This is a genomic window from Paenibacillus sp. J22P218, assembly GCF_056269195.1.
Genome location: NZ_JBWDNL010000002.1, coordinates 760612 through 784959, shown reverse-complemented (window position 1 = coordinate 784959; position 24348 = coordinate 760612). Strand labels below are relative to the sequence as shown.

Here is a 24348-nt window from a genome sequence, read left to right as displayed (position 1 = left end):
ATGCGTCGCCCTCCTATCGATCTGCACGTAGTTTCAGAACAATAATCACTTCTGCTAATTTCTAAATCAAACAATAAGCCCTCCTGCGGTATCAGTTGCTTAAGCTGATAACCTTCAGGAGGGCTACTTTATCGTATGGATTATCTGCCAACAGCAGCTTGTTTCATAATTTCGACGACCAGCTCGGTAACTTTGACAAGATCATCCGCTTTAATTTGTTCCTTCGTCGTATGAATATGCTCGTAACCCACAGCAAGGTTGACAGTCGGAACACCTAATCCATTGAAAATGTTCGCGTCGCTGCCGCCGCCCGAGTGGAAAGTGCGAGGCGTGCAGCCGATTGCGACAATCGCTTGCTTCGCGAGCTGAACGACAGGATCCTCATCATCGTATTGATAAGCGGGGTAAATAATTTCACTTACGAGTTCGCCTCGTGCGCCATACTCAGTTGCGGCGCTTTCGACTGCCTTGCGCATCGCTTCGATCTGCGCATCCAGCTTATGCTGTACGATGCTGCGCGCCTCGGCATCGATCTTCACATAGTCGCAGACAATATTCGTTGCGCCTCCCCCTTCGAACCTGCCGATATTCGCCGTCGTTTCGTTATCGATACGGCCGAGCGGCATTCTAGCAATTGCTTTGGCTGCAACTTGAATCGCGCTAATGCCGTCTTCGGGATTAACGCCGGCATGGGCCGATTTACCGTACATCTTAATGCTTACCTTCGCTTGCGTGGGAGCAGCTACGGCAATATCGCCAACCTTTCCGTTCGAATCAAGCGCATAACCGTATTTCGCGTCCAGCTTCGATGCATCAAGCGCGCGAGCGCCTAGAAGACCCGATTCTTCGCCGACCGTAATAACGAATTGGATCGGACCGTGGGGAACCGACTGTTCCTGCAACACGCGTATGGCTTCGAATAACGCCGCAATTCCCGCCTTGTCATCGCTTCCGAGTATCGTAGTCCCGTCACTGCGGATATAGCCGTCATCGTCCAATTGAGGCTTAATGCCATTGCCGGGCGTTACCGTATCCATATGACAAGTGAAAAATATCGGCGCAGCGTCCGCTAACCCATCCGTTGCGGCAAGCTTGGCAAACAGATTGTTCGCGCCATGGCCAGTCTTCGCAGCAGCGTCATCTTCATCAATGGACAAGCCTAATGAAGTAAATTTATGCTTTAACACTTTGCTTATCTCCTGCTCGTGCTTCGTCTCGCTATCGATCTGCACCAGCTCCATAAATTCACTCACTAATCGATCTTTTGCAATCATTTACGTTTCCTCCATTCATCAAATTCGTATACAATAGAGATAGAGACAGGCAATACGCAATTACAATCCTATTATTCCAGAAAGGGGCTGCATGCGCATGGGCAACCGTAAAGTCATTCGTATCGTCGCCATAGTTCTTGTATCCGCCATGCTTTTATCGACGTTAGTCGCTGGACTCGGCTCTTTGCTGTACTAATTCCGGCACGTCGAACTTAAATTGCTTTGCGAAGAACGGCAGCAACTCCGCAGCTGCTTCCTCCACCGACAGGTCGCGTCCGGTCAGATCATTAAACGATGTGACGCCGTACTCGCCAATGCCGCACGGGACGATGCCGTTGAAGCCTTCGAACGCAATGCCTTCCTTGATATTAAGCGCAAAGCCGTGACTCGTTACGAATCCGCGGCGATTGCGCGCTTTGTTGAACTTCACTCCGATGGCGGCGATCTTCTCGTCGCCAACCCATACCCCTGTATATTCCGGTTTTCTGCCCGCTTCTATACCGTACACGCCAAGCCAATCGATTATCGCCTGCTCCAAGCTTCGCAAATACGCATGCAGATCCAGTCCTACCGCATCGAGATAAAGAAGCGGATAGCCGACGAGCTGTCCTGGACCATGGTAGGTAATATCTCCGCCGCGGTCGATCTCGTATAAGGAAATACCACGTTCCTTGAGCTCCGATTCATTCAGAAGCAAGTGCTCAGGATTGCGGTCCGATCCGATCGTATAGGTCGGTGGATGCTGAAGAAGGAGCAGCGTCTCTGGACGCTCCTCCCGGTCGATTTGTTTGACGTATGCTTTCTGAAGCTCCCACGCTTCCGCGTAGTCCAGCATAGGTATATAGTGGGCTTCCAACCTTTCTGAGCGTTCTTCATTGTCCGCAGCAGCCATGTTGGTATTCCCCTTTTCTTAATACAATTTGCTATCTAATGTGAAGCTTTCGAGATTGTCTTTCACCCGCTGCAGGAATCGTCCGCAAATAACGCCGTCCAAGATCCGATGATCAAGCGACAAGCACAAGTTAGCCATGGAACGTACCGCAATCATGTCATTAATAACGACAGGGCGCTTCACGATCGATTCGAACGTTAGAATAGCAGCCTGCGGATAGTTAATAATCGGATATGACAATATGGAGCCGAATGAACCTGTGTTGTTCACCGTGAACGTTCCGCCCTGCATATCGGAAAGCGTTAGCTTCCCTTCGCGCGTTTTGCGGGCGAGCTCTTCGATCTCCTTCGCAAGTCCTGCGACATTCTTATGATCGGCATTCTTAATGACCGGGGTCATAACCGAATCTTCCGTGCCGACGGCCAGCGAGATGTTAATATCGCGCTTCACGATGATTTTATCCACAGCCCAGACGGAGTTCATGATCGGGAAGTCTTTGATCGCATTTACGACCGCTTTAAGCAGGAATGCAAGATAAGTCAGGTTCACGCCTTCGCGCTTCATGAACTCATCCTTCAGCTTGTTGCGGAGCAGCACGAGATTCGTAACGTCTACTTCGATCATAGTCCAGGCATGAGGAATCTCACTAACGCTTTGGCGCATATTCCGTGCGATCGTACTGCGAATCGGAGTGACGTCGATGAAGGTTTCGCCGCGACTTGGCGAATTCGAGCCCTCAACCTCAATCTTCGGCAATCTTGGCGATTCGGACAAATGAATACCTGACGACCGAACCTGAGCTTTCGGATCCATGCTTGCGGAAGAGACCGGAGTCGCGTGACCTCCCCCGCCTGCTTTACCTGCAGCACCAGACGCGACGTAGGCAAGCACGTCCTTGCGTGTAATTCTTCCGCCTAGACCAGTGCCCGGCACATCAGACAATCGGATGTTGTGCTCGGCAGCCAACTGCTGCACAGCCGGAGAGAACCTGCCTCTCATCGGAGCGTCAGCATCTGCGACAGGTGCTCCAGACGACACTGACAACGCAGCGCTGCCACTAGAGGTTGCCGCAGTGTTAGTCGATGCTCCGCTAGAAGCTGAAGCATCTGCATCGCCAGCTTCGCCTTCAACCTCCATTAGGGCGATCGGCGTCCCGACAGGAACGGTCTCACCGTTCCCAACTAATATTTTCATAAGCGTGCCTGATACTGTGGAAGGCAGCTCGGCGTTCACTTTATCCGTCAAAATCTCGCAGATCGGCTCATAAACATCTACCCAATCGCCAGGCTGCTTCAACCATTTGTCGATTGTGGCCGATACGAGTGATTCCGCAAGCTGCGGCACGACGACTTCGATCATCGTTTTCAATCTTCTCATCCCCTAACTGACAAGCACATGCGTGCCATGCAATTAATACAACGCCAAGTTACGCATAGCTTCTTTCACTTTATCCTTATTAAGCATGAAGAACTTCTCGCCCGGCGGATTGATCGGCATAGCCGGCACATCCGGTCCGCATAGACGCATGATCGGCGCGTCTAGCTCGAATAGCAGCTCTTCCGCAATGATAGCCGACACTTCTGCGCCAACGCCGCCTGTTTTGTTGTCCTCATGTACGATCAGCACCTTGCCGGTTTTGCGAACCGCCTCCAGCACCGCTTCCTTATCAAGGGGCTGGATCGTTCGCAGATCGAGTATATGAGTGCTAATGCCTTCGTCGGCAAGCTCGGCTGCGGCCTGCTCGATGAAGTGAAGCGGCATGCTGTAGGAGATAACCGTAATATCATCGCCCTCGCGTAATACGTTAGCTTTGCCGATAGGTACAATATAATCGGTGTCAGGCACTTCACCCGTGACAAGCTTATAACACTTCTTATGCTCGAAGAACAGAACCGGATCCGGGTCGCGAACGGCAGCTTTCAGTAAGCCCTTCGCATCATAAGCGCGGTATGGCGCTACAATCTTAAGTCCCGGCGTTCCGAAAAATACCGATTCCGGACATTGTGAATGATATAATCCGCCGAAGATGCCTCCGCCGATCGGAGCCCGTATCACGAGCGGACAACTCCAGTCGTTGTTAGAGCGATAACGGATTTTGGCCGCTTCGCTTATGATTTGATTGGTAGCAGGGAACATAAAGTCCGAGTATTGCATCTCGGCAATCGGCTTCATGCCATACATAGCAGCTCCGATTGCAACTCCGGCTATGGCTGACTCGGCCAGCGGAGTATCTAGCGCCCGCAGCTCGCCGAATTGTTCCATAAGCCCTTTGGTCGTCGTGAAGACGCCGCCTTTAAGACCAACGTCTTCGCCTAATACGAATACGTCATCGTCGCGCTCCATTTCTTCTTTCATGGCAAGCCTGATCGCATCGATATATTCAATAACAGCCATTATGGAGTCCCTCCTTGCTCTGCATCGCCAGCATAGACGTGAAGCAAAGTCGATTCAGGAGTTGGGAATGGCGCTTTGTCGCCGTAAGCCGTCGCTTCATCCAGCACTTTGCGTATACGAAGCTGCAGCTCCTCGTCTTGCTCCTCCGACCAAATGCCGCTATCGATCAAATATTGCTTATATTTCGGAATGCCGTCTTTCGCACGGTTCATGTCAACCTCTTCCTTCGTCCGATAGGCCAGATCGTTGTCCGACGTCGAATGCGGGGAGAGGCGATACATTAATGCTTCTATAAGAGTCGGCCCTTCGCCTGTAACAGCGCGTTCACGCGCTTCCTTCACGACGCGGAACACCTCAAGCGCGTCATTGCCATCCACCTGCAAACCTTTGAAGCCATAACCGATGGCACGATCCGCTACCTTGCCTGCAAGCTGCTTGTGAAGCGGTACGGAAATCGCATATTGGTTATTCTCGCACATGAGGATGACAGGCAGCTTATGTACGCCTGCGAAGTTGCAGCCTTCATGGAAATCGCCTTGATTGCTTGAACCTTCTCCGAAGGTCACGAAGCTGACAAACGGTTTCTTCTTCATCTTAGCCGCGAGCGCAATGCCTACTGCATGGGGAACCTGCGTCGTCACCGGACTGGAACCCGTCACAATACGCAGCTTCTTAGACCCGAAATGCCCCGGCATCTGACGACCGCCGCTGTTCGGATCCTCCGCCTTAGCGAATACCGACAATAACAGCTCTCTTAGCGTCATGCCAACGGCAAGAACGAAGCCATAATCACGATAGTAAGGCAAGTAGTAATCATGATCCCGGTCCAGCGCATAAGCCGCGGCAACTTGCGCAACCTCTTGGCCGATACCAGAGACGTGGAAATTGATTTTTCCTGCCCGCTGAAGCAGCAGCATTCGTTCATCGAACTTGCGTGCCGTCAGCATTGTTGAATACATTTCAATTGCTTGCTCATTGCTGAGCCCTAACTCCAAATGACGTGCATTTTGCCCTGTAGAAGCGAATTGGGTCATGAGGGTATTCCTCCCTTTACCAACTATTAAAACCTGGTCCTAAGACTTGATATTATATATTATAACCGTATTTCCATCAAAAAGAAAACCGTTATTGCATGAGCTTCTTTGCCGCAAAGCTAGATTAATACGCAATAGCCCGCCCATCAACGGCTAACATCGCTTCGCCAAGCGCTTCGGCTAATGTCGGATGCGGGTGGATCATCTGTCCGACTTCCCAAGGTGTCGCGTTCAGCAAGCCCGCTAACGAGGCTTCGGAAATCAGATCCGTCGCATGAGGACCAATCATGTGAACACCGAGAATATCATTTGTTTTATTATCGGCAATGACCTTCACGAATCCTTCCGCTTCTCCTAGAACCAGTGCTTTGCCTATCGCTTGGAACGGAATTTTGCCCGTCTTGATCTCATGTCCGAGCGCCCGAGCCCGATCTTCCGTATATCCGTACGAAGCGATCTCGGGACGCGAGTAGATGCATCTCGGAATGAGATGATGATCGAGCGCCTCGGGTTTGCCGCCATTAATGTGTTCAGCCGCGATTAACCCCTCATGTGCTGCGGCATGCGCTAACTGCACGCCGCCGATTACGTCACCGATTGCGTAAATATGCGGCTCGCTTGTTTGTCCGAATGCATTCACGGCAATCGCACCGTTTTTGGTTTGAATATCCGTATTCTCAAGTCCTATGCCTTCGATATTCGGCTGCCTGCCAACCGATAAGAGCAGCTTCTCAGCCGTTAACAATACGTTGCCATCCTCGGTAGCGGCTGAGATCGAAACCTCGCCGTCCTTCCGTTCATACGTATCGGTATTTAATTGAATGCCGGTTAGCACTCGTACGCCGCGACGACGCAATATCTTGGTCAACTCTGCGGATACATCAACATCTTCGCCTGGTACTAGACGCGCACCCGCTTCCGCGAGCGTTACTTGCACACCGAAGTCTTGCAGCATGGACGCCCATTCGACGCCGATCACGCCTCCGCCGACAATAATAATCGACTTAGGCAGCTTGTCCATAACGAGTGCTTCGTCGCTTGTTAGTATGTATTCCCCGTCTGGCTCTAATCCCGGCAAGGTACGCGGCCTCGAGCCTGTTGCAATAATCAAATTTGTAGAGACGACCGATTCCATCTCGCCGTCAGGAAGCTCTACTGCGAGCGACCCGCTTCTAGGCGAAAATATGGAAGGACCGATAACGCGTCCTTTTCCCTCAATGATCTGAATGCCATGTTTTCTCATCAGGCTTCGAAGACCTTTGTGGAGCTGTTCGACCGTCTGCTCTTTGCGGAGCTGAACATTGCCGAAGTTAAGACCTATTGCTCCTTCGGCTACGTCTACACCGTATTTGCCCGCCTCTAGAAGCGTCGCATATACCTCTGCGCTGCGCAGCAGCGATTTGCTTGGGATACATCCTTTGTGAAGACAGGTGCCTCCAAGCTTATCCATCTCAACGATTGCTACGGATTTGCCTAATTGCGCGGCACGAATCGCAGCCGTATATCCTCCGGGTCCACCGCCAAGAACGGCTACATCCACTTGTATTGCCATTTCGTTCCCTCCATTACTCCTATAAATAATATATGCATGTCCTAATCTGAAATTCGTTGTCGGTCTATCTCACATGAAAATCTAACGCAAACCATTCACTTCTATTGTACCTGTTTTCAAAACCTTTTACATCGCCCAATTATGAATTAGACAGCAACTTGCGAAAAAGGTATGATAGTAACAACTGTCTATTATGATCTTCAAGGAGATTCTACGCAATGAAATTATTAATTTCCCGCATTATTGCCATTGTCTTGCTCGTTATACCAGGCTTGCTTGCCTGCTTCGGATTTCTTCGTATGAAAAACGAATTATTCGATTATTTCTCCCAATTCGGCAACGATGCCATTACACCTGACTTCCACTGGCTTTCATTCCTGCTTGGATTCGTCATGTTCGGTATCGGTGTCGGCTTCATCGGCGGCTGGACCTTTTTCCGAGATCGCAAGCGGAATTATGTCGCAACCCGCTTCAAACCGAAGCGTCCGCGCCCGCCTAAGCCGTCTGCCAACAAATAATGATGTTTTCTTCGAACGATGCAGCAGGCTGCAGGAAGAGTAATCTTTCCTGCAGCCTGCTGCTTTTTTTGTAGACAATTAATGAATGATTATCAGCAAAAGTTTACACCCTTCTAACGAATTGGTGCAAATCTTACAATTTCGATCATCTTTTTTTATCTTTATATAATAGTTGAGTTCTATACTGATCACATAACTTGCGAAAGAGGTGATCCTTATGATGAAAATTGTATTCGATGTAGCAGTAGACGGCAAAGTAAAAGAAACGATTCAGCCTAACGACCTGCGACTCAAAGATATTCATAATTTTGTTCAGGCGCAGTCAACGGCCCTTATTGAGAAATACGGCAGCAATGTGTATTTAAACCGCAGAGTCATCTACTAATTCGAACATGTCCAATAATGAATTCGCATGTTCACTCCTACTTCAAACGCTGCTCCATCCAATACCCTCAGTCACCAATTCATATCGCCCTCATCTCAACTACTTAAACCATCAATCATTGAAGCGAAAACGAATGAGAAGACTTAGACGAAGCATTGACGTGCGCTGCTCCGCAAGGAAAGCACAAGTCATTCCTAGCTCGCATAAGTCTTCTTTTTTTTATTGCGGCAAATAAAAAAACACTGCTTCTCTACTGGCTGCAAAGAACCAATAGAGAAACCGTGCTTGTGAGATAAACCTTTTGCTTATGATTACGATACCTTGTGCTCGATCCGCAGCTTGTCCGCAACCATAGCGATGAACTCCGAGTTCGTCGGCTTCGACTTGCTGATATTAATGGTGTAGCCAAACAGATGGCTGATGCTGTCAATATTTCCGCGGGTCCATGCAACCTCGATCGCATGACGGATTGCGCGTTCGACGCGGGATGGCGTCGTCTTAAACTTTTCAGCGATTGCCGGATACAGCGTTTTCGTAATTGCGCCAAGGATCTCGATGTTGTTGTACACCATCGTAATCGCTTCACGCAAGTATTGATATCCTTTGATGTGCGCAGGAACGCCAATCTCGTGTATGATGCTCGTAATATTAGCATCGAGATTTTTGCCTTTGGCAATTGGAACTACATTCGATTTGATCGATGATGAGCTTGTTGCATAGCTGCCGTTCGTTGTGAACGTCGGATTACCGACAAGCTGACGAATGCGGTTAGCCAGCACATCCATATCGAATGGCTTCAAAATATAATACGAGGCACCAAGCTGAACCGCTTTTTGAGTAATGTTTTCTTGTCCAAAAGCCGTCAGCATAATTATTTTTGGCATTGGGGACAGGTTCATTTCTTTCAAACGCTCTAGTACGCCAAGACCGTCCAAATGCGGCATAATAATATCCAGTATGAGCACATCGGGAATCTTTCTCGTTTCTTCGAGATGTCTCAATACTTCTTCTCCGTTATAAGCAACTCCGCTCACACTCATATCACTTTGTTCGGATATGTATTCCGATAACAGGTTAGTAAATTCTCGGTTGTCATCTGCCAACAATATTTCGATCTTATGCAAGGTCTGGTCCTCCCTTAAATGATATTCATGATTACCTTCCCAAGTTGTCTGCTTTAAAGTTTTCGACATATGGAGGTGAATTCCTTCTGTCGAAAATTATTTTTCTTTATTTTTTATCCTTATTTCGTTATAATAAATAATTTATTACATTCGTCGAGCATTTTCGTAATCGTTCGACAAATATCGGTATTTTATGAAATGAAGAAGGTCTGCTGTCATCGTTAGATCACAGCAGACCTTTAGCGTTTTTATTAGGCGGCTTCTCCAAGCCAGCTTGTGTCCTTAGAACGCAATAACACTCCCGCATCTTGCAGCATCCATTCAATAAAGCAGCCGTAACCGGAAGAAGGATCATTCACGAATACATGTGTAACTGCTCCGACAAGCTTGCCGTTCTGAATAATCGGACTGCCTGACATGCCCTGCACAATACCGCCTGTCTTATTGAGCAGCCGCTTATCCGTAATCTTAATGACCATGCCTTTCGTTGCCGGGCCAGATTGCTTGGATACATGCGTAATTTCGATATTGAAGCGTTCTACCTTCTGACCATTCAGGACCGTCAATATTTGGGCTGGGCCTTCGTTGACATCTTCGGAAAACGCTACAGGCACCGATCTTTCGCTGTAGCTATGGGTAGGCGTTTCATTCATTTTGCCGAAAATGCCAAATGGCGTATTTCGCTCAATGCTGCCTAATATTTTGCCTTCCTTCACGAAATGCGCAAGCTTTGAACCAGGCTCGCCATTCTGACTCTTATTGATGGATGTTACGCTCGACTGAAGGATTTGACCTTCGCCTACTTCAATCGGAGTTTGGGTATCCATATCGGTAATGACATGCCCGAGTGCTCCGTAAACCCCCTGATCAGGGGCATAGAACGTCAACGTGCCAACACCTGCCGCTGAGTCGCGGATGTACAGGCCAAGACGCCATACCTTATCCTCGGCATCATAAGCCGGATTTAAGGATGTTTGACCCAATTGCCCCCCGCGCTTGTAGACGACGTTGAGCGGCTTGTTATCCGTCCCTGCACGATCTGTAAGCTCGGCAACCTTGTGTACTTCATTGATCGGTGAGCCATTGATCTTAACGATCAAATCGCCTAATCTTAGTCCCGCAGCTTCGCCGGGAGATTGCTTCATTCCATCCTTGCCTTCAACCTGATGATGTCCAACAACAAGTATTCCAGCTGACTTCACCTTGACGCCAATCGTTTGGCCTCCAGGTATGACTCGCAAATCCGGCACTACATTGACCTTTACAGTTTTGAACGGGATTTTACCAAATAATTTCATCTTCACTTGGGTTTGACCGCTTTGATGCGGTTGAAGCGACATTGGTTCATTAAGATTGACTGACAAGGACTTGCTTGTTGATCCGTTAATCTGGAGCATCTGAGGGTCGACGGTTACTTCTGCATGTACCGGAACTCCATATTGCAATCGTTTCATCTGGCCTGCGAACATCCGAAGCTCATTCGGAACGGCGGCATAACGCTGAAACGGGGCAGAGAGCCCAAGCATGCAAACGAAGAAAACGAGAAGTAGGCCAAACCATCGCTTCCGTTGATTGGAGTTCAATGATTTCACGCTCCCTGTGATTCCATCGCATGACGAAAAGGTAAGTCGCCAATGGCGTACCTTTAAGTTACCCTGCCCCGATTGTTTTATGTCCGCAAAAACATTCCCTTATTGGCTTCCATTACGCCCCTTTCTGACGATGCGCCAAATCAAGCATTTCTTGTGCATGATGCCTGGTTTTTTCCGTTACTTCCACTCCGCCAAGCATTCGTGCAAGCTCATCAATGCGATCTCTCTCCAGCAACGCAGAAACTGAAGTAGACGTACGTTCGCCGATCACTTGCTTGCGGATCTCATAATGATGATCGGCCATACATGCCACCTGTGGCAAATGAGTAATCGAGAATACCTGGCATTTCCCCGATAGCTGGGACAGCTTCTCGGCAATCGCTTGCGCAGCGCGGCCGCTAACCCCTGTATCCACCTCGTCAAAAATGAGCACGGGCACTTGATCGATCTCCGCGAAGATAGTTTTCAAGGCAAGCATAATTCGAGACATCTCTCCGCCCGAAGCGATCTTGCTAAGCGGCTTAAGCGGTTCGCCCGGATTCGTCGAGAGCATGAACATCGCTTCATCCATGCCGTTCGCATGCAGTCGAATGACGCTTTCTCCCTTCGACTCATCCTTGCATGGCTCGAGCTTCACGCGGAATATGGCATTCGGCATCTGCAACTGCTTAAGCTCCGTCTCAATCGCTTCTGCCAGCTTCATGGAGGCATGCTCACGCAGCTTCGAAAGCTCCTTGGCATTGTCCAACGCTTGCGCATACAGCTTCGCTTCTTGAGCGCGCAAGCTCTCGATAAGCTCATCTCTATTCTCGATCTTGTCGCGTTCGGCAGTCGTCTTCTCTAGATACGACAATATATCAGGGATGCTCTCCCCGTATTTGCGCTTCAATCCGTTAATTAAATCCAAACGGTCCTCGATATGCGATAACTGATCGGGATCGGATTCAATGCTGTCTCGATAATCCCTTAGTTGGAATGCCGCATCCTCCGCCTGATAAAAGGCCGATTGCAATTGCTCAAGCAACGGACTAAGCTTGGCTGCATCATACGTCTGAATATCGATTAACTTCGCAACTGCCTTACTTACCGCATCAAGCCCTTTGCCGCCATACAGAAGCGTATAGGCTTCGGATACCGCATCCATACGTTTGCCAGCATACATCAGCTTTCGACGTTGCTCCGACAACAACTCATCCTCGCCAATCTTCAACTGTGCGTTCGTGATCTCCTCGATTTGGAATCGATACAGATCAAGCATCTGAACATTATGCCGAGCCGAGCTCTCGATATCCTTCAATGCGTGCCTTGCCTGTTGAAGCTGGGTGAACACTTCGCGGTATTGCAGCTTACGTTCAATTAGCAGATCGCCGGCAAACATGTCAAGCCACTCCAAATGCTGTTCGGTTCTTAAGAGTGATTGATGCTCATGCTGCCCATGTATGTTGACAAGACACTCGCCGATCTCACGCAGCATCGTCATCGTCACTAGCTGGCCGTTCACTCTGCTGCTGCTCTTACCTTGCGATGTAAGTTCGCGCCTGATGACAAGCATTTCCTCCGAAGAGGCATTCACACCTTGCTTCTCTAATACGCGCCATACTGGATGGCTGGAAGACAAGTCGAACATCGCCTCCATCTCGGCCTTGTCACAGCCGTATCGAACCATGTCTGCGGAGCCCCGTCCGCCGACGACCAGACTGAGCGCATCAATTAGAATCGATTTCCCTGCTCCAGTCTCGCCCGTCAACACATGAAATCCATGATGAAACGTAACGTGTACCTCTTCAATAACCGCTAAATTCCGAATAGACAACTCGCGCAGCATGGCTGATTCCTCCTTAGTTCAATAAGGCGAGAAGCTGTTCAACAAGCTCCCCGCTTTGCGTCTTCGTCCGACATATAATTAAGATCGTATCGTCCCCGCAGATCGTACCCATTACCTCCGGCCACTCCATGTTGTCGAGAAGCGCGCCGATTGCATTCGCTGTACCCGGCAGACATTTCATAACAACCAGATTGTCCGTAAAATCAATATGTACGAAATGATCGAGCAGAGCCCGTTTAAGCTTATGAACCGGATTCTGGCGCTGCAGCTCTTGAGGCAGCGAATACTTATACTTTCCTTCGCCGGCAGGCACCTTAATTAGCATAAGCTCCTTCATATCGCGAGAAACCGTAGCTTGTGTAACATGCAGCCCCGATAGGCGCAGCGCTTCAACGAGCTCGTCCTGCGTCTCAATAACTTGGTTCGTAATTAAATCTTTAATCTTGAATTGGCGAATACCTTTCATAAAAACCTCCGAAGCCCAGTGGGCTAAATATGAAAATGAATCTTGCGTATTATTCTTTCCTTCGCGTCCACAAACAACACGCCTGAGCATTGAGGCAGCAAGAGCGCATAGACGAGCAGCCGATCACGAACGCCGCTGCCTGTCCAATCCATCGGCATCCGTTCACGAGCCGACTTCACAATATACGTCTTGTTGTCCATTTCCGCAACATAATCAATATATAACCGGCTTCCGAGCTCTTGACCGTCCAATTCAACGGCAATAGGAATCAAATGCTTGCCTGACACAACCTCGTACCCGAACCGCTCCAGCAACAAAATATTCTCATCATTGGGAGACAGCGTTCCGCCCTTGCCGAGCTTGAGTCTGCTTACACTTGACGGGGCATGAAGCCACCTATAGAAAGCTCGGAACATCCAGATAAGCAGCAAGCTGCCTGCTAAGAGCATGATGAACCAATCACCGTATTGCGACATTAGCAGCCCTCCATTGCTATAAATACCGACCATAACATAAAGGTTCGATATCAGAGGACCATATTCCTGTCTTAGACTTAAATACGTTCAAATAAAAGCGAACGCTTGTTTGGTGTCTTTAGTTTATCAAATCAAAGAACATATTGTAAAGAAAAAAAGATGCCCCAGCAGAACTGATCTGCTCGGCATCCTTCCTGAATGCTTTTATTTTTTGCCGCTGGAGAATGTTGAATTCGCTTGCGCTACAAGACCCTCCACGTCAAGCGACGCCGGCACAACAGCCCCAGCCTCGCCGCTCCAGAGCCAATAAGCAAGAAATTCGATATTTCCTTCGCCGCCCGTAATCGGTGAGAACGTAATGTTCTGCAGCGTATATCCGAGTTCTGCTGCCATGTTTAATACGTTATGAATGACTTCCTTATGAACGCTGGACTCGCGGACTACACCGGATTTGCCAACTTTCTCCCTGCCTGCTTCGAACTGAGGCTTAATTAAGGCGACAATTCCAGCACCAGGGGATAGAAGCGTCGCTAGCGTTGGCAATATAAGCTTTAGCGATATAAAGGAAACATCTATGGTTGCAAAGGATGGCTGTGGTCCAACCAAGTCTGCCGGTTGCATATATCGGAAGTTGGTTCTTTCCATAACCCCTACTCGCTCATCTTGCCGCAGCGACCAATCTAGCTGATTGTAACCTACATCAATCGCGTACACGTAAGATACTCCATTCTGGAGTGCGCAATCCGTGAACCCTCCGGTAGAAGCACCTATATCGAGCATAACGCGGCCGTTTAATTCAATTTCGAACGCTTTGATCGCTTTCTCAAGCTTCAAGCCTCCGCGACTTACATAAGGGTGAATAGCCCCTTTCACCTTAATGTCTGCATCGCGGGCCACTTTCATGCCGCTCTTATCGATTGGCTCGTCGTTAACGAGCACGAGCCCAGCCATTAACGCTGCTTTGGCCTTCTCCCTGCTTTCAAAAAAACCGCGCTCCACGAGCAGGACATCTATACGTTCTTTCGCTATCGTTGTCATCGTTCTCCTTAATGCTTTCCTGTTACACGCTTGATGCGACGCGGCATCATTTCTTTGAACTCCGTAGCAACGCGCTCAGCCGTAAGTCCAACTTCCTGACGCTGCTCCTTGATGGAACCATGCTCGATAAAGCGGTCAGGCACACCGATAATTCGGATTGGCAAGCCATACTTGCCATTCAGGGAATAGAATTCGAGCACGGCGCTACCTAGTCCGCCCATCTCTGAGCCTTCCTCCAGCACGATCATTTGCTTGCCTTCGGCAGCAAGATTCAACAGCATCTGCTCGTCGAGAGGCTTAATGAAGCGAGCATTCACAATCTGTATGTTATGGCCTTCGCGCTTCAACAATTCAGCAGCTTCTTCAGCTACTTGAATCATCGGTCCCAGCGCTATAATGACGCCTGAATCGCCTTCTCTTACCGTCTCCCACTTGCCGATCTCAAGCGGCTGAGGATTGGGATCAAGCGGAACGCCTACGCCATTAATGCGAGGATAGCGCACAGCTATCGGCCCTTCATTATACTCAACTGCAGTTACAAGCATACGTCTAAGCTCATTCTCATCCTTAGGCATCATAAGCACCAAATTCGGCACATGCCTTAGGAACGCAATGTCGTATACGCCATGATGCGTTTCCCCATCCGGGCCTACGAAGCCGGCACGGTCAATCGCAAAAATAACGTTTAGATTTTGGCGGCAAATATCATGAACGACCTGATCGTATGCCCGCTGTAAAAACGTCGAATAGACAGCATATACCGGCTTAAGACCTTCCATAGCTATTGCTGCGCACATCGTAGCTGCGTGCTGCTCGGCAATACCGACATCAATCATACGTGTCGGGAATTGACTTGCAAAGCGCAATAGACCCGAACCGCCTGGCATAGCCGGTGTAACGGCAACAATTCGCTCATCCTTCTCGGCAAGCTCAATAATCATATCGCTGAACACATCCGTATAGACCGGAGGTCCAACCGCCTTCATCACTTGACCCGATTCAATCTTATAAGGCGTAATACCATGCCATTTGAACGAATCGGCTTCCGCAGGAGAGTAGCCTTTGCCTTTCACGGTAAGCACATGAACAAGCACGGGACCTTGGATATTATCTGCTTGACGCAGTATATCAAGCATCTGTTCCATGTCATGACCGTCGACAGGACCCAAATAGGTTAATCCGAATTGCTCGAACAAAATACCGCTAACGAGCAAATATTTCAAGCTGTCCTTGAATCGCTCCGCTGTCTTAGCCAGTTTCCCGCCGATTGCAGGAATTTTGTTAAGCAGCTGTTGAAGCTCATCCTTAGCTTTCTGGTAATGCCGATCCGTGCGGATTTTGCCCAAGTAGTGATGAAGTGCCCCGACGTTCGGCGCAATTGACATCTCGTTATCATTCAAAATAACGATCATTTTTTTCTTCTCATGTCCGATATGGTTAAGCGCCTCTAGCGCCATGCCGCCGGTTAAGGCTCCATCGCCGATAACGGCAACGACGCGGTTGTCCTCGCCCTTCAGATCGCGGGCAAGCGCCATACCCATTGCAGCTGACAATGACGTGCTGCTATGACCGGCTTCCCATACGTCGTGCTCGCTCTCCGCGCGCTTTACGAATCCGCACAAGCCCTTGTACTTCCGCAGCGTATCGAATTGATCTTTGCGTCCGGTCAATATTTTGTGCACATAGGATTGATGTCCGACATCGTAAATAAACTTATCTTCTGGACTATTAAATAAATAATGCATGGCAAGGGTCAGTTCAACGACTCCCAAATTGGGAGCGAGATGACCACCCGTAACGGATAGCTTCTCAATTAGAAATTGCCGTATATCGCTCGCCAGCTCATTAAGCTGCGACACTGACAAAGCTTTCAAATCTTGAGGCCCGTTAATATGGTCAAGCAGCAATTTACTTTCCTCGCTTTCGCGGACAGCAGAGTTACTGTCCCATGAACGTCTACATCTGAATACTAGCAAGCTCGAATGGGAGCCCCGTTCGATGCGTATACTGTACAGTTTAACATACAGTAAACGTATTTCCCAATACTAACAATACTAGAACCCGCGATTAATGATCGCGCTGCACAAGATAATCGGCTATTTCGAGCAATCGATCCGGTAAAGCAAACTCCGCTTCAAGTATCGCTGACTTCGCTGCTTGCGTGAGTCGCTCGACTTGCGCCTTGCTCTCTTCCATTCCGATTAGAAACGGATAGGTTACCTTGTTCTGCGCTACATCGCTGTTCGTTTTCTTGCCAAGCTTCTTTTCGTCGCCAATCAAATCAAGAATATCGTCTTGAATTTGGAAGGCCAATCCGATGTTCCGGCCATAAACCGATAGAAGCTCAAGCTGCTTCGGCGTAGCACCGCCGATTCGCCCGCCCGCCGTAACACAGAATACGATCAAATCGCTCGTCTTATGAAGGTGAATATACTCAAGCTCACTTATTGACGTAATCCCTTGCTCTCCAAGCATATCGGCTACTTGACCCCCGACCATGCCTGGCGCGCCGGCAAGTCTCGCCAAGTCTCCAACGATTGCAAGCGCAATATCGGCAGATAGTCCGCCTTCATTCGCCGCTTGCGTAACCAAATAGAAAGCATGGGTCAGAAGCGCATCGCCGGCAAGAATCGCCATCGCTTCTCCGAACACTTTGTGGTTCGTCGGCTTGCCGCGGCGGAAGTCATCATTATCCATCGCCGGCAGATCATCGTGAATGAGCGAATACGTATGAATAAATTCGATCGCGCTTGCAACGGGCATCGTCTGCTCACGCTTCGTTCCCTCGCCGCCAGCAGCTTCCGCCGCAGCGAGTACGAGTGCCGGACGAAGTCGTTTGCCGCCCGCTTCCAGCGAATATTGCATGGCATCGCGAAGCTTCTGCGGCACATCCCACTGCGCGGGAAGCGAATGCGTAAGGGCTGCTTCCGTCTCAGAAGCGCATTGTGCCAAATAGGCTTTAATTCCGTCTCTCTGACTCAAGCTTATTCTCCTTTATCGTCGTTTGAAGGCGCAAACGATTTTTTCTGAAAGCCCTGCTCCGACTCCATTAGCAGTTCGATCTTGCTTTCGACCTGTTCAAGCTTGCCGCCGCATAACTGCGACAGCTTCATCCCTTCTTGAAACAGCTCAATAGCCGCTTCTAACGGAACATCGCCATTCTCAAGCTTAGCTACGATTGATTCCAGCCGTTCCATCGCCTGTTCGAAGCTAATTTCCTCGTTTTTCGCTGCTTTCACCGCTTCGTTCTCCTTCCGTTGACCTAACCTCACAGTCCAATTGGCCGTCAGCTAGCTTTACTTTAATCAAAGCCCCTGTCTCCACTTCGCTTATCGATTTGATCAGCTTCCGTTCCTTCTCGTCATAAACGAGGCTATAGCCTCTCGACATCACTTTGAGGGGACTTAAAGCATCCAATTGCTTCATCATATTATATAGCTGCATCTTGTTGTCTTTCACATAAGCCGCCATCGCTTGTTCCAGCCCTTTGGAGGTGCTCTGCAGCTGTTTAGCCGCGAATGCAACCCGTTCGCCAGGATGGTGTGCTGCAAGGGCTGTCTGTTGCCTCGCAAGTCGCGTATAACCTCGATCCGCGATGCGCTTCATTCGAGATTCAAGCCGTTCCCGCAGACGATCCAGCCGCTGTGCTTGATCCAACATATATTTCTTAGGATGAACAAAAAAAGGAGAACGCCTCGCTCGCGCCAATCTCTCTCTTCGATCCTGCAAAGCATAACGCAACGCTTGTTCCATACGCTGCTGCTTACGAAGTAACTGCTGCTTCAGCTCTGCCACATGAGGCACAGCCAGTTCAGCCGCTGCAGTAGGCGTCGCAGCTCGCAGGTCGGCAACAAAGTCGGCTATCGTGAAATCCGTCTCATGTCCGACTGCACTTATGACGGGGATTCGAGAAGCGGCAATGCTGCGGGCAACGCTCTCTTCATTGAACGCCCACAGCTCCTCTAACGACCCGCCGCCGCGGCCAATAATTAATACGTCCGTCTCGCCGAAACGATTCATTGCTTCTATCGCTTTCACAATTGAAGGCGCTGCCTGCGTTCCTTGAACAAGAACTGGGTATATGTATACCGGAATAGAAGGAAACCTTCGTTCCAGCGTTGTGATAATATCGCGTACAGCAGCCCCGGTAGGCGATGTAATGACGCCTATCGCACGCGGCAGGAAAGGAAGTGCCCGTTTGCGCGATTCCGCGAACAAGCCTTCCCCTTCCAGCTTCGCTTTCAACTGCTCGTAAGCGAGATATAGGCTGCCGATGCCGTCTGGCTGCATCGCAGTGACGTAAAATTGATAGTTGCCGTCCCGCTCGTAGACGGATACATTGCCTCGTGCTAACACCTTCGAGCCTTCGCGAGGAATGAACGGCAGACGCTGATTATGCGAAGCGAACATGACAGACTTAAGTCTGCTGTCGCTATCCTTAAGCGTGAAGTACATATGACCGCTGGAATGATGCGTGAAATTCGATATTTCGCCTCTAAGCCATACATCGCTTAACAGCGTATCTGAATCCATTTTCATCCGGATATAACGATTTAATTCTTTGACAGAGTAGACACGAGGCTGATTCGCCACTGTTCTGGTCACTCCCCGATTCCATTAGCTCGCTTAGCTGAAGTAATCGTATTTTGCATGAGCATCGTAATCGTCATAGGGCCTACTCCGCCGGGAACCGGCGTTATGTATCCCGCAGTCTCCAAGCAATCATCATAATCAACATCGCCAGCTAGCTTGCCGTCAGCCAAGCGGTTAATGCCGACATCAATAACAATGGCGCCCGGTTTAACAAACTTGCTGTCGATTGCCTTCGCTTTGCCGATGGCCACAACCAAAATGTCCGCTTGCTTCGCCAGCTCTTCCATGTTCGCTGTTTTCGAATGGCATACCGTAACGGTTGCATTCTCGCGAAGAAGAAGCATCGCTACCGGCTTGCCTACGATATTGCTTCGACCGATGACAACGGCATGCTTGCCCGCAATATCGACGCCGCTGCGCTTAATAAGCTCGATAACGCCAGCAGGCGTACATGGAAGCAGGCTATCATCGCCGATTACGAGATTGCCTACGCTCTCGGGATGGAAGCCGTCAACGTCTTTATCGACGCGTATCGAATCAATTACAGCCTTCTCGTTAATATGCTTCGGCAGCGGAAGCTGCACGAGAATGCCGTTAATCGACTCCTGATTGTTCAGCTTGTCGATTAACGCAAGCAGATCAGCTTCGCTCGTATCTGCAGGCAGGCGATGAACCTCGGAATAAAACCCGAGCTGCTGACAAGCTTTCTCCTTCGAACCGACATATACTTTCGAAGCTGGATCTTCTCCAACCAAAACAACAGCTAACCCAGGAACGATACCTTTTTCCTTAAGGGCAGCCGCTTCTACGACCATTTCCGAACGGATAAGATCCGATATTTTTTTGCCTTCAATAATATGTGCGCTCATTGCATTCGTCCCCTTCAAATGTCATTAGAGTACTCAATCATTCGTTAATCTGTTGTCAGGTATTTAAGACTTAAGCTCGTCCAGTTCCGATAGAAGCTTGCCGAGCACGCCATTGACGAACTTGCCCGATTCTTCCGTACCAAAGTGCTTCGCCAGCTCAATCGCTTCGTTGATAGCCGCTTTAGGAGGCACATCGTCGCGGAATACCATTTCGTAGCAGGCTACGCGCAGCACCTGACGATCAACACGTGACAGCCTGTCCACTTGCCATCCCGTCAAAAATTGCTGCAGCATGCCGTCGATTGCCTGCTTCCGTTCAACGACGCCAAATACAAGCTCGCGGACGAATTCATCGGTGCTTCCCACTTCAGACGGATTTGCGCCGATCTCATTTTCTTGACGCAGCTCGTCCATCAGCATGTCAATAGCCTCTGAGGCTGTTACTTCATTCATTTCCAGTTGATATAGGCTGGACACTGCTAACTCTCTTGCTAATCTTCGTTTCATATGACCTCCGCGGCAGCTTAAATGCCGATTTAATTTCTAACATGACTATCTAGAATCGAAAAAACCTATGATCTCCTCCCTGCCCGTAAACGAGCATTGGTCCGGTTTGCGGAGTAAGGAGGAGACCACAGGATCATCTGTACGGCCGGAATCTGTCAAGTAGCGAATCCCAAAGCTTCTGCCAAGGCAATAAAGGTCCATCGCTTGATTCTTTGTGCTTGCCAATCCAATATCCGATCGATACGAGAAACCCGACAACGAGCATATCCCAGAAGCCGCTTATTAAATATATAATGCCCAATAACAATCCTGTTGCCGCGCCGATTATCCGTTTCCAATAGGCTGCCCACAATTGTTTCCATACCACTTGGAAGCCCACCTCTATTCCACGCGACTCTTGAACGTGCCGGATTGAATGACATTAGCGACATATACAGCCACATTCATAACCGGGATACCGGCTATTTCTTCAATATGCTCCTTAACGGAACGTTGTATGTCTTCCGTTAATGTCGGAATCGAGCTTTCCCCGTCGACGACTGCTCTTAGAACAATGTCAAGACCTGCATCAGTCGCACGTATGCGGGAGCGCAAATCCTTCACCCCGCGATGACGCGATGCAGCCTTAAGCGACAGATTCTCAATCGTTTCGAGCGAGATGCGAATATCGCCAAACTCCGTACGTTGATCAATAGATGGAGGTAGCGCAGAGCCTCGTTTAACCGATACGACAAAAAATCGCAAGCTTAATACGAATAAAACGATTCCGAGTACTGCCGTTGTAATTTGAAGCGAATCGTAACGGTATAGATCGGAAATGAAATCGTTCATTGAATCTCTTGTTACAGCGCCGAATCCAACGCACAGCAGGATGACGGAAATTAATCCAACCACGATGCTGTACAGAAATAGAAACAGCTTGTCCATGACTTTGACCATGCGCACCGACTCCTCCCGCCAAACCGAATGAAAACCCCCTTGCGCCGAGCGGCATGCCCATACACGAGGGGGTTGTACGGAATTCAATTAAAAAAATAACTATTTTACGCGTTGTTGCTGATCTTCTTCTACCGGTTTTTCCGCCTGTTTGAAATGTACATCGTGAATATGTACGTTCACTTCAACGACGTGCAGTCCTGTCATCATCTCGATCGAACGCTTCACATTACGTTGAATTTCCGAAGCGATCTCTGGAATACGATTGCCGTATTCAACAATAATGGACACATCAACAGCTGCCTCGCGCTGGCCAACTTCAACCTTTACACCTTTGGACAAGTTTTTGCGGCCAAGCAATTCGGCGATACCGCCTGCCAATCCACCGCTCATTCCCGCAACGCCTTCAACCTCAATCGTCGCAAGTCCTGCAACAACCTCAATAACCTCTGGTGCAATTTGAATCGTGCCAATATCCGTTTTCTCATATTCAGCAGCAATAATACTCATGATGGTTGTACACCTCCCTAAAGTTGCGCGTACCCGGTAAAGCCGAGCATTTGACCGCATCTTATTTCTATACTATAACATTCGCTACGTTTTATGACAAACGTAACGACTTGTTCACAAGTAAGGTGAAACGGTTAGCACCGTCCTCTGGAGGCAGACGCGTTTCATTCCGGAAAAATATAAGCTTAGTATAAGTATAAAACTTATAAAGTCTTATATTTTTAGAAAAGTTTAGGCCTCCGGGGAATTAATATCATGCTCTTCAAGGAACTTGATATCAAAATCGCCTTTGACAAACTTCGGATGATTCAGCAGCTTCAAATGGAACGGTATCGTCGTGCGAATGCCGTCAATGGCAAACTCGGATAATGCCCGTTTCATTCTCGCAATCGCTTCTTCACGCGTCGATCCCCATACGATCAGCTTCGCAATCATAGAATCATAATGCGGCGAAATCGTGTAGCCAGGATATACGGCGCTGTCAATCCGAACGCCCGCTCCGCCTGGAGGCAGATAAAACGGGATGTTGCCCGGCGACGGCATGAAGTTCCGTTCGGAATCTTCCGCATTGATACGGCACTCGATCGACCAGCCGTTGATATGCAGATCCTCTTGGCTGAAGCTGAGCGGATTGCCCTCTGCAACCGAGATCATTTCCTTAATAAGATCAACGTTCGTGATCATTTCCGTAACGGGATGCTCAACCTGGATACGTGTGTTCATCTCCATGAAGTAGAAGTTGCCGTCTGGACCAAGCAGGAATTCGAGCGTGCCTGCACCGGAATAATTAACGGCTAGCGCGGCGCGAACAGCGGCCATCCCCATCCTCTCGCGCAAGCCTTCCGAGAGCACTGAGCAAGGCGCTTCTTCTACGAGCTTCTGACGTCTGCGCTGCACGGAGCAATCACGCTCGAACAAGTGAACGGCATTGCCGTGCTTATCCGCCATAATCTGAATCTCAACGTGCTTCATACCCGTCAAATATTTTTCTAAATATACGCCGGCATTGCCGAACGCTTTCTGTGCTTCTTGCTGGGCAGTCGTAATTTGCTGGATAAGCGATTCCTCGTTGTCCGCAATACGGATGCCTTTGCCTCCGCCGCCGGCCGTCGCTTTGATGATTACCGGATAACCGATTTCACGCGCGATCGTAATCGCTTCATCCATGTTCTCGATCAAGCCGTCCGAGCCAGGAATAATCGGCACATCAGCCGTTTTCATTGTCAGCTTGGCAACCGCTTTATCGCCCATCTTGCTAATAGCCTGCGGAGAAGGTCCGATGAACGTGATGTTGCATGATTCGCAGATTTCGGCGAAGTCGGCGTTTTCAGCCAAGAAGCCGTAACCCGGGTGAATCGCATCACATTCCGTAATGGTTGCCACGCTCATAATATTCGTTAGGTTCAAGTAGCTGTCCTTCGACGCTGTCGGCCCGATGCAATATGCTTCGTCAGCCAAACGAACGTGAAGCGAATCGCGATCCGCTTCCGAATAGACGGCAACCGTGCTTATTCCGAGCTCTCTGCAAGCCCGAATGATTCGAACGGCGATTTCACCGCGATTTGCAATTAATATTTTTTGGAATTTCACAAAGGAACCCCTTTCAACAACAGTTTCCCTATAAGGTATTACAGCTTACTCCGGCTTAACGAGGAACAGCGGTTGTCCGTACTCGACAAGCTGACCGTTCGTTACGAGTACTTCTACGATCTCGCCCTTCACTTCTGCTTCAAGCTCATTCATCAGCTTCATCGCTTCGATGATGCAGACGATGCTCTTATCCTGTACGCGGTCTCCAACGCTCACGAATGCGGCTGCATCCGGGGACGGGGAGCTGTAGAACGTACCGACCATTGGCGACACGATCTTGTGCAGGTTGTCTGTTTGCGGTTTGCTTGGCGCTGCTTCCTGTGCTGGAACAGCTGCCGGAGCTGCGGCTTGAACAGCAGACTGCTGAATGCCTTGCGGCGGCAATTGCGCATATGTATACGTGCTTGGAGCCGCTTGCACATTCACCACTTCTGTTTTGCCAGGCTTGCGGATAAGCAGGCGCGCCCCTTCGTTTTCAATTTCCAGCTCATGAACGGAAGTTTGATCAACCAGTTTGATCAATTCTTTAATCTCGCTCAATTTGAACATGAATAGATTCACTCCTTAAGTTTGCGGGTAGCAAGCAGCGAGATTTCGCCAGCCACTACGGCTTATTGTTGCCACACGTTCCCAATGTTCACATAACGTTAAACATTATATCATAAACCGTCCTGAACACGAATCATTTTTTCTGACAAGCCTTCATCCTGCGATCCTACAAGCGAGAAAAGCCCCGTTCTCCGACGGCACATTGGCCGTTCGAAGCGCGGGGC

At 49.3% G+C, this 24348-nt stretch carries 26 protein-coding genes; 3 read left to right on the top strand and 23 right to left on the bottom strand.

Annotation, left to right across the window (positions count from 1 at the left end):
* Positions 1 to 140: 140 nt before the first annotated feature.
* The gene (locus AC0YN0_RS12385; protein WP_475821508.1) at positions 141 to 1274 is read right to left on the bottom strand and encodes a M20/M25/M40 family metallo-hydrolase; all 1134 of its coding nucleotides are present in this window, start codon (positions 1272 to 1274) and stop codon (positions 141 to 143) included.
* A 91-nt stretch (positions 1275 to 1365) separates the two neighbouring features.
* On the opposite strand from AC0YN0_RS12385, the gene prli42 reads away from it, so the two are divergent.
* Complete coding sequence (prli42, locus tag AC0YN0_RS12380) at positions 1366 to 1470, top strand: stressosome-associated protein Prli42 (RefSeq protein WP_475821507.1); 105 nt, start codon at positions 1366 to 1368, stop codon at positions 1468 to 1470.
* Here prli42 and lipB read toward each other — a convergent pair.
* From lipB to lpdA, 5 genes are all read right to left on the bottom strand, one after another.
* Complete coding sequence (gene lipB, locus AC0YN0_RS12375; protein WP_475821506.1) at positions 1438 to 2166, bottom strand: lipoyl(octanoyl) transferase LipB; 729 nt, start codon at positions 2164 to 2166, stop codon at positions 1438 to 1440. The two genes, prli42 and lipB, sit on opposite strands and share 33 nt — an antisense overlap.
* An 18-nt stretch (positions 2167 to 2184) precedes the next feature.
* Positions 2185 to 3543: a dihydrolipoamide acetyltransferase family protein gene (locus AC0YN0_RS12370; RefSeq protein ID WP_475821505.1), complete on the bottom strand. Its 1359-nt coding sequence runs from the start codon at positions 3541 to 3543 to the stop codon at positions 2185 to 2187.
* A gap of 33 nt (positions 3544 to 3576) precedes the next feature.
* Entirely contained in the window at positions 3577 to 4560 is a 984-nt protein-coding gene (locus AC0YN0_RS12365) for an alpha-ketoacid dehydrogenase subunit beta (RefSeq protein WP_337101703.1), read from the bottom strand.
* Positions 4560 to 5594 carry a thiamine pyrophosphate-dependent dehydrogenase E1 component subunit alpha gene (locus AC0YN0_RS12360; protein WP_475821504.1) on the bottom strand — a complete coding sequence of 345 codons (1035 nt, stop codon included), beginning with the start codon at positions 5592 to 5594 and terminating at the stop codon, positions 4560 to 4562. Before AC0YN0_RS12360 ends, AC0YN0_RS12365 begins: the two co-directional genes overlap by 1 nt.
* Positions 5595 to 5718: 124 nt before the next feature.
* Entirely contained in the window at positions 5719 to 7146 is a 1428-nt protein-coding gene (gene lpdA, locus AC0YN0_RS12355) for a dihydrolipoyl dehydrogenase (RefSeq protein ID WP_475821503.1), read from the bottom strand.
* A 218-nt stretch (positions 7147 to 7364) separates the two neighbouring features.
* On the opposite strand from lpdA, the gene AC0YN0_RS12350 reads away from it, so the two are divergent.
* Together AC0YN0_RS12350 and AC0YN0_RS12345 are read left to right on the top strand one after the other, a co-directional pair.
* Complete coding sequence (locus AC0YN0_RS12350; RefSeq protein ID WP_337101700.1) at positions 7365 to 7664, top strand: DUF2627 family protein; 300 nt, start codon at positions 7365 to 7367, stop codon at positions 7662 to 7664.
* 217 nt (positions 7665 to 7881) lie between these two features.
* Positions 7882 to 8049 carry a mechanosensitive ion channel protein MscL gene (locus tag AC0YN0_RS12345; protein WP_442050460.1) on the top strand — a complete coding sequence of 56 codons (168 nt, stop codon included), beginning with the start codon at positions 7882 to 7884 and terminating at the stop codon, positions 8047 to 8049.
* Between the two features lie 311 nt (positions 8050 to 8360).
* Here the strand turns inward: AC0YN0_RS12345 and spo0A are convergent, their stop codons facing one another.
* The 17 genes from spo0A to accB form a co-directional block, all read right to left on the bottom strand.
* Positions 8361 to 9173 carry a sporulation transcription factor Spo0A gene (gene spo0A / locus AC0YN0_RS12340; protein ID WP_442050461.1) on the bottom strand — a complete coding sequence of 271 codons (813 nt, stop codon included), beginning with the start codon at positions 9171 to 9173 and terminating at the stop codon, positions 8361 to 8363.
* 251 nt (positions 9174 to 9424) lie between these two features.
* Positions 9425 to 10756, bottom strand: coding sequence for a SpoIVB peptidase (gene spoIVB, locus AC0YN0_RS12335; RefSeq protein WP_475821502.1), 1332 nt, complete (start codon positions 10754 to 10756; stop codon positions 9425 to 9427).
* Between the two features lie 121 nt (positions 10757 to 10877).
* A complete protein-coding gene (gene recN, locus AC0YN0_RS12330; RefSeq protein ID WP_475821501.1) occupies positions 10878 to 12590 on the bottom strand; it encodes a DNA repair protein RecN in 1713 nt (570 codons plus the stop codon).
* A gap of 13 nt (positions 12591 to 12603) precedes the next feature.
* The gene (gene ahrC / locus AC0YN0_RS12325) at positions 12604 to 13056 is read right to left on the bottom strand and encodes a transcriptional regulator AhrC/ArgR (RefSeq protein ID WP_442052235.1); all 453 of its coding nucleotides are present in this window, start codon (positions 13054 to 13056) and stop codon (positions 12604 to 12606) included.
* A gap of 23 nt (positions 13057 to 13079) precedes the next feature.
* Entirely contained in the window at positions 13080 to 13532 is a 453-nt protein-coding gene (locus tag AC0YN0_RS12320; protein ID WP_475821500.1) for a hypothetical protein, read from the bottom strand.
* 204 nt (positions 13533 to 13736) lie between these two features.
* Positions 13737 to 14570 (bottom strand): TlyA family RNA methyltransferase, encoded by an 834-nt coding sequence (locus AC0YN0_RS12315; RefSeq protein WP_475821499.1) that lies wholly within the window; start codon positions 14568 to 14570, stop codon positions 13737 to 13739.
* A gap of 8 nt (positions 14571 to 14578) precedes the next feature.
* Positions 14579 to 16477 (bottom strand): 1-deoxy-D-xylulose-5-phosphate synthase, encoded by a 1899-nt coding sequence (dxs, locus tag AC0YN0_RS12310; protein ID WP_475821498.1) that lies wholly within the window; start codon positions 16475 to 16477, stop codon positions 14579 to 14581.
* 160 nt (positions 16478 to 16637) lie between these two features.
* Positions 16638 to 17552, bottom strand: coding sequence for a polyprenyl synthetase family protein (locus AC0YN0_RS12305; protein WP_475821497.1), 915 nt, complete (start codon positions 17550 to 17552; stop codon positions 16638 to 16640).
* 2 nt (positions 17553 to 17554) lie between these two features.
* Entirely contained in the window at positions 17555 to 17809 is a 255-nt protein-coding gene (gene xseB / locus AC0YN0_RS12300; protein WP_337101690.1) for an exodeoxyribonuclease VII small subunit, read from the bottom strand.
* On the bottom strand, positions 17781 to 19163 hold the full coding sequence (gene xseA / locus AC0YN0_RS12295; protein ID WP_475821496.1) for an exodeoxyribonuclease VII large subunit: 1383 nt from the start codon (positions 19161 to 19163) through the stop codon (positions 17781 to 17783). The genes xseB and xseA overlap by 29 nt, the downstream gene beginning before the upstream one ends.
* An 8-nt stretch (positions 19164 to 19171) precedes the next feature.
* Positions 19172 to 20032, bottom strand: coding sequence for a bifunctional methylenetetrahydrofolate dehydrogenase/methenyltetrahydrofolate cyclohydrolase FolD (folD, locus tag AC0YN0_RS12290; RefSeq protein WP_442052228.1), 861 nt, complete (start codon positions 20030 to 20032; stop codon positions 19172 to 19174).
* Positions 20033 to 20095: 63 nt separating this feature from the next.
* A complete protein-coding gene (gene nusB / locus AC0YN0_RS12285) occupies positions 20096 to 20539 on the bottom strand; it encodes a transcription antitermination factor NusB (RefSeq protein ID WP_442052227.1) in 444 nt (147 codons plus the stop codon).
* Between the two features lie 133 nt (positions 20540 to 20672).
* Positions 20673 to 20906, bottom strand: coding sequence for a DUF2273 domain-containing protein (locus AC0YN0_RS12280; protein WP_337101686.1), 234 nt, complete (start codon positions 20904 to 20906; stop codon positions 20673 to 20675).
* A 14-nt stretch (positions 20907 to 20920) separates the two neighbouring features.
* Complete coding sequence (amaP, locus tag AC0YN0_RS12275; protein ID WP_442052226.1) at positions 20921 to 21478, bottom strand: alkaline shock response membrane anchor protein AmaP; 558 nt, start codon at positions 21476 to 21478, stop codon at positions 20921 to 20923.
* Between the two features lie 99 nt (positions 21479 to 21577).
* Positions 21578 to 21985 carry an Asp23/Gls24 family envelope stress response protein gene (locus AC0YN0_RS12270; protein ID WP_337101684.1) on the bottom strand — a complete coding sequence of 136 codons (408 nt, stop codon included), beginning with the start codon at positions 21983 to 21985 and terminating at the stop codon, positions 21578 to 21580.
* A 231-nt stretch (positions 21986 to 22216) separates the two neighbouring features.
* The gene (gene accC / locus AC0YN0_RS12265) at positions 22217 to 23575 is read right to left on the bottom strand and encodes an acetyl-CoA carboxylase biotin carboxylase subunit (RefSeq protein ID WP_475821495.1); all 1359 of its coding nucleotides are present in this window, start codon (positions 23573 to 23575) and stop codon (positions 22217 to 22219) included.
* Between the two features lie 45 nt (positions 23576 to 23620).
* Positions 23621 to 24124 (bottom strand): acetyl-CoA carboxylase biotin carboxyl carrier protein, encoded by a 504-nt coding sequence (accB, locus tag AC0YN0_RS12260; protein ID WP_442052224.1) that lies wholly within the window; start codon positions 24122 to 24124, stop codon positions 23621 to 23623.
* Positions 24125 to 24348 lie beyond the last annotated feature (224 nt).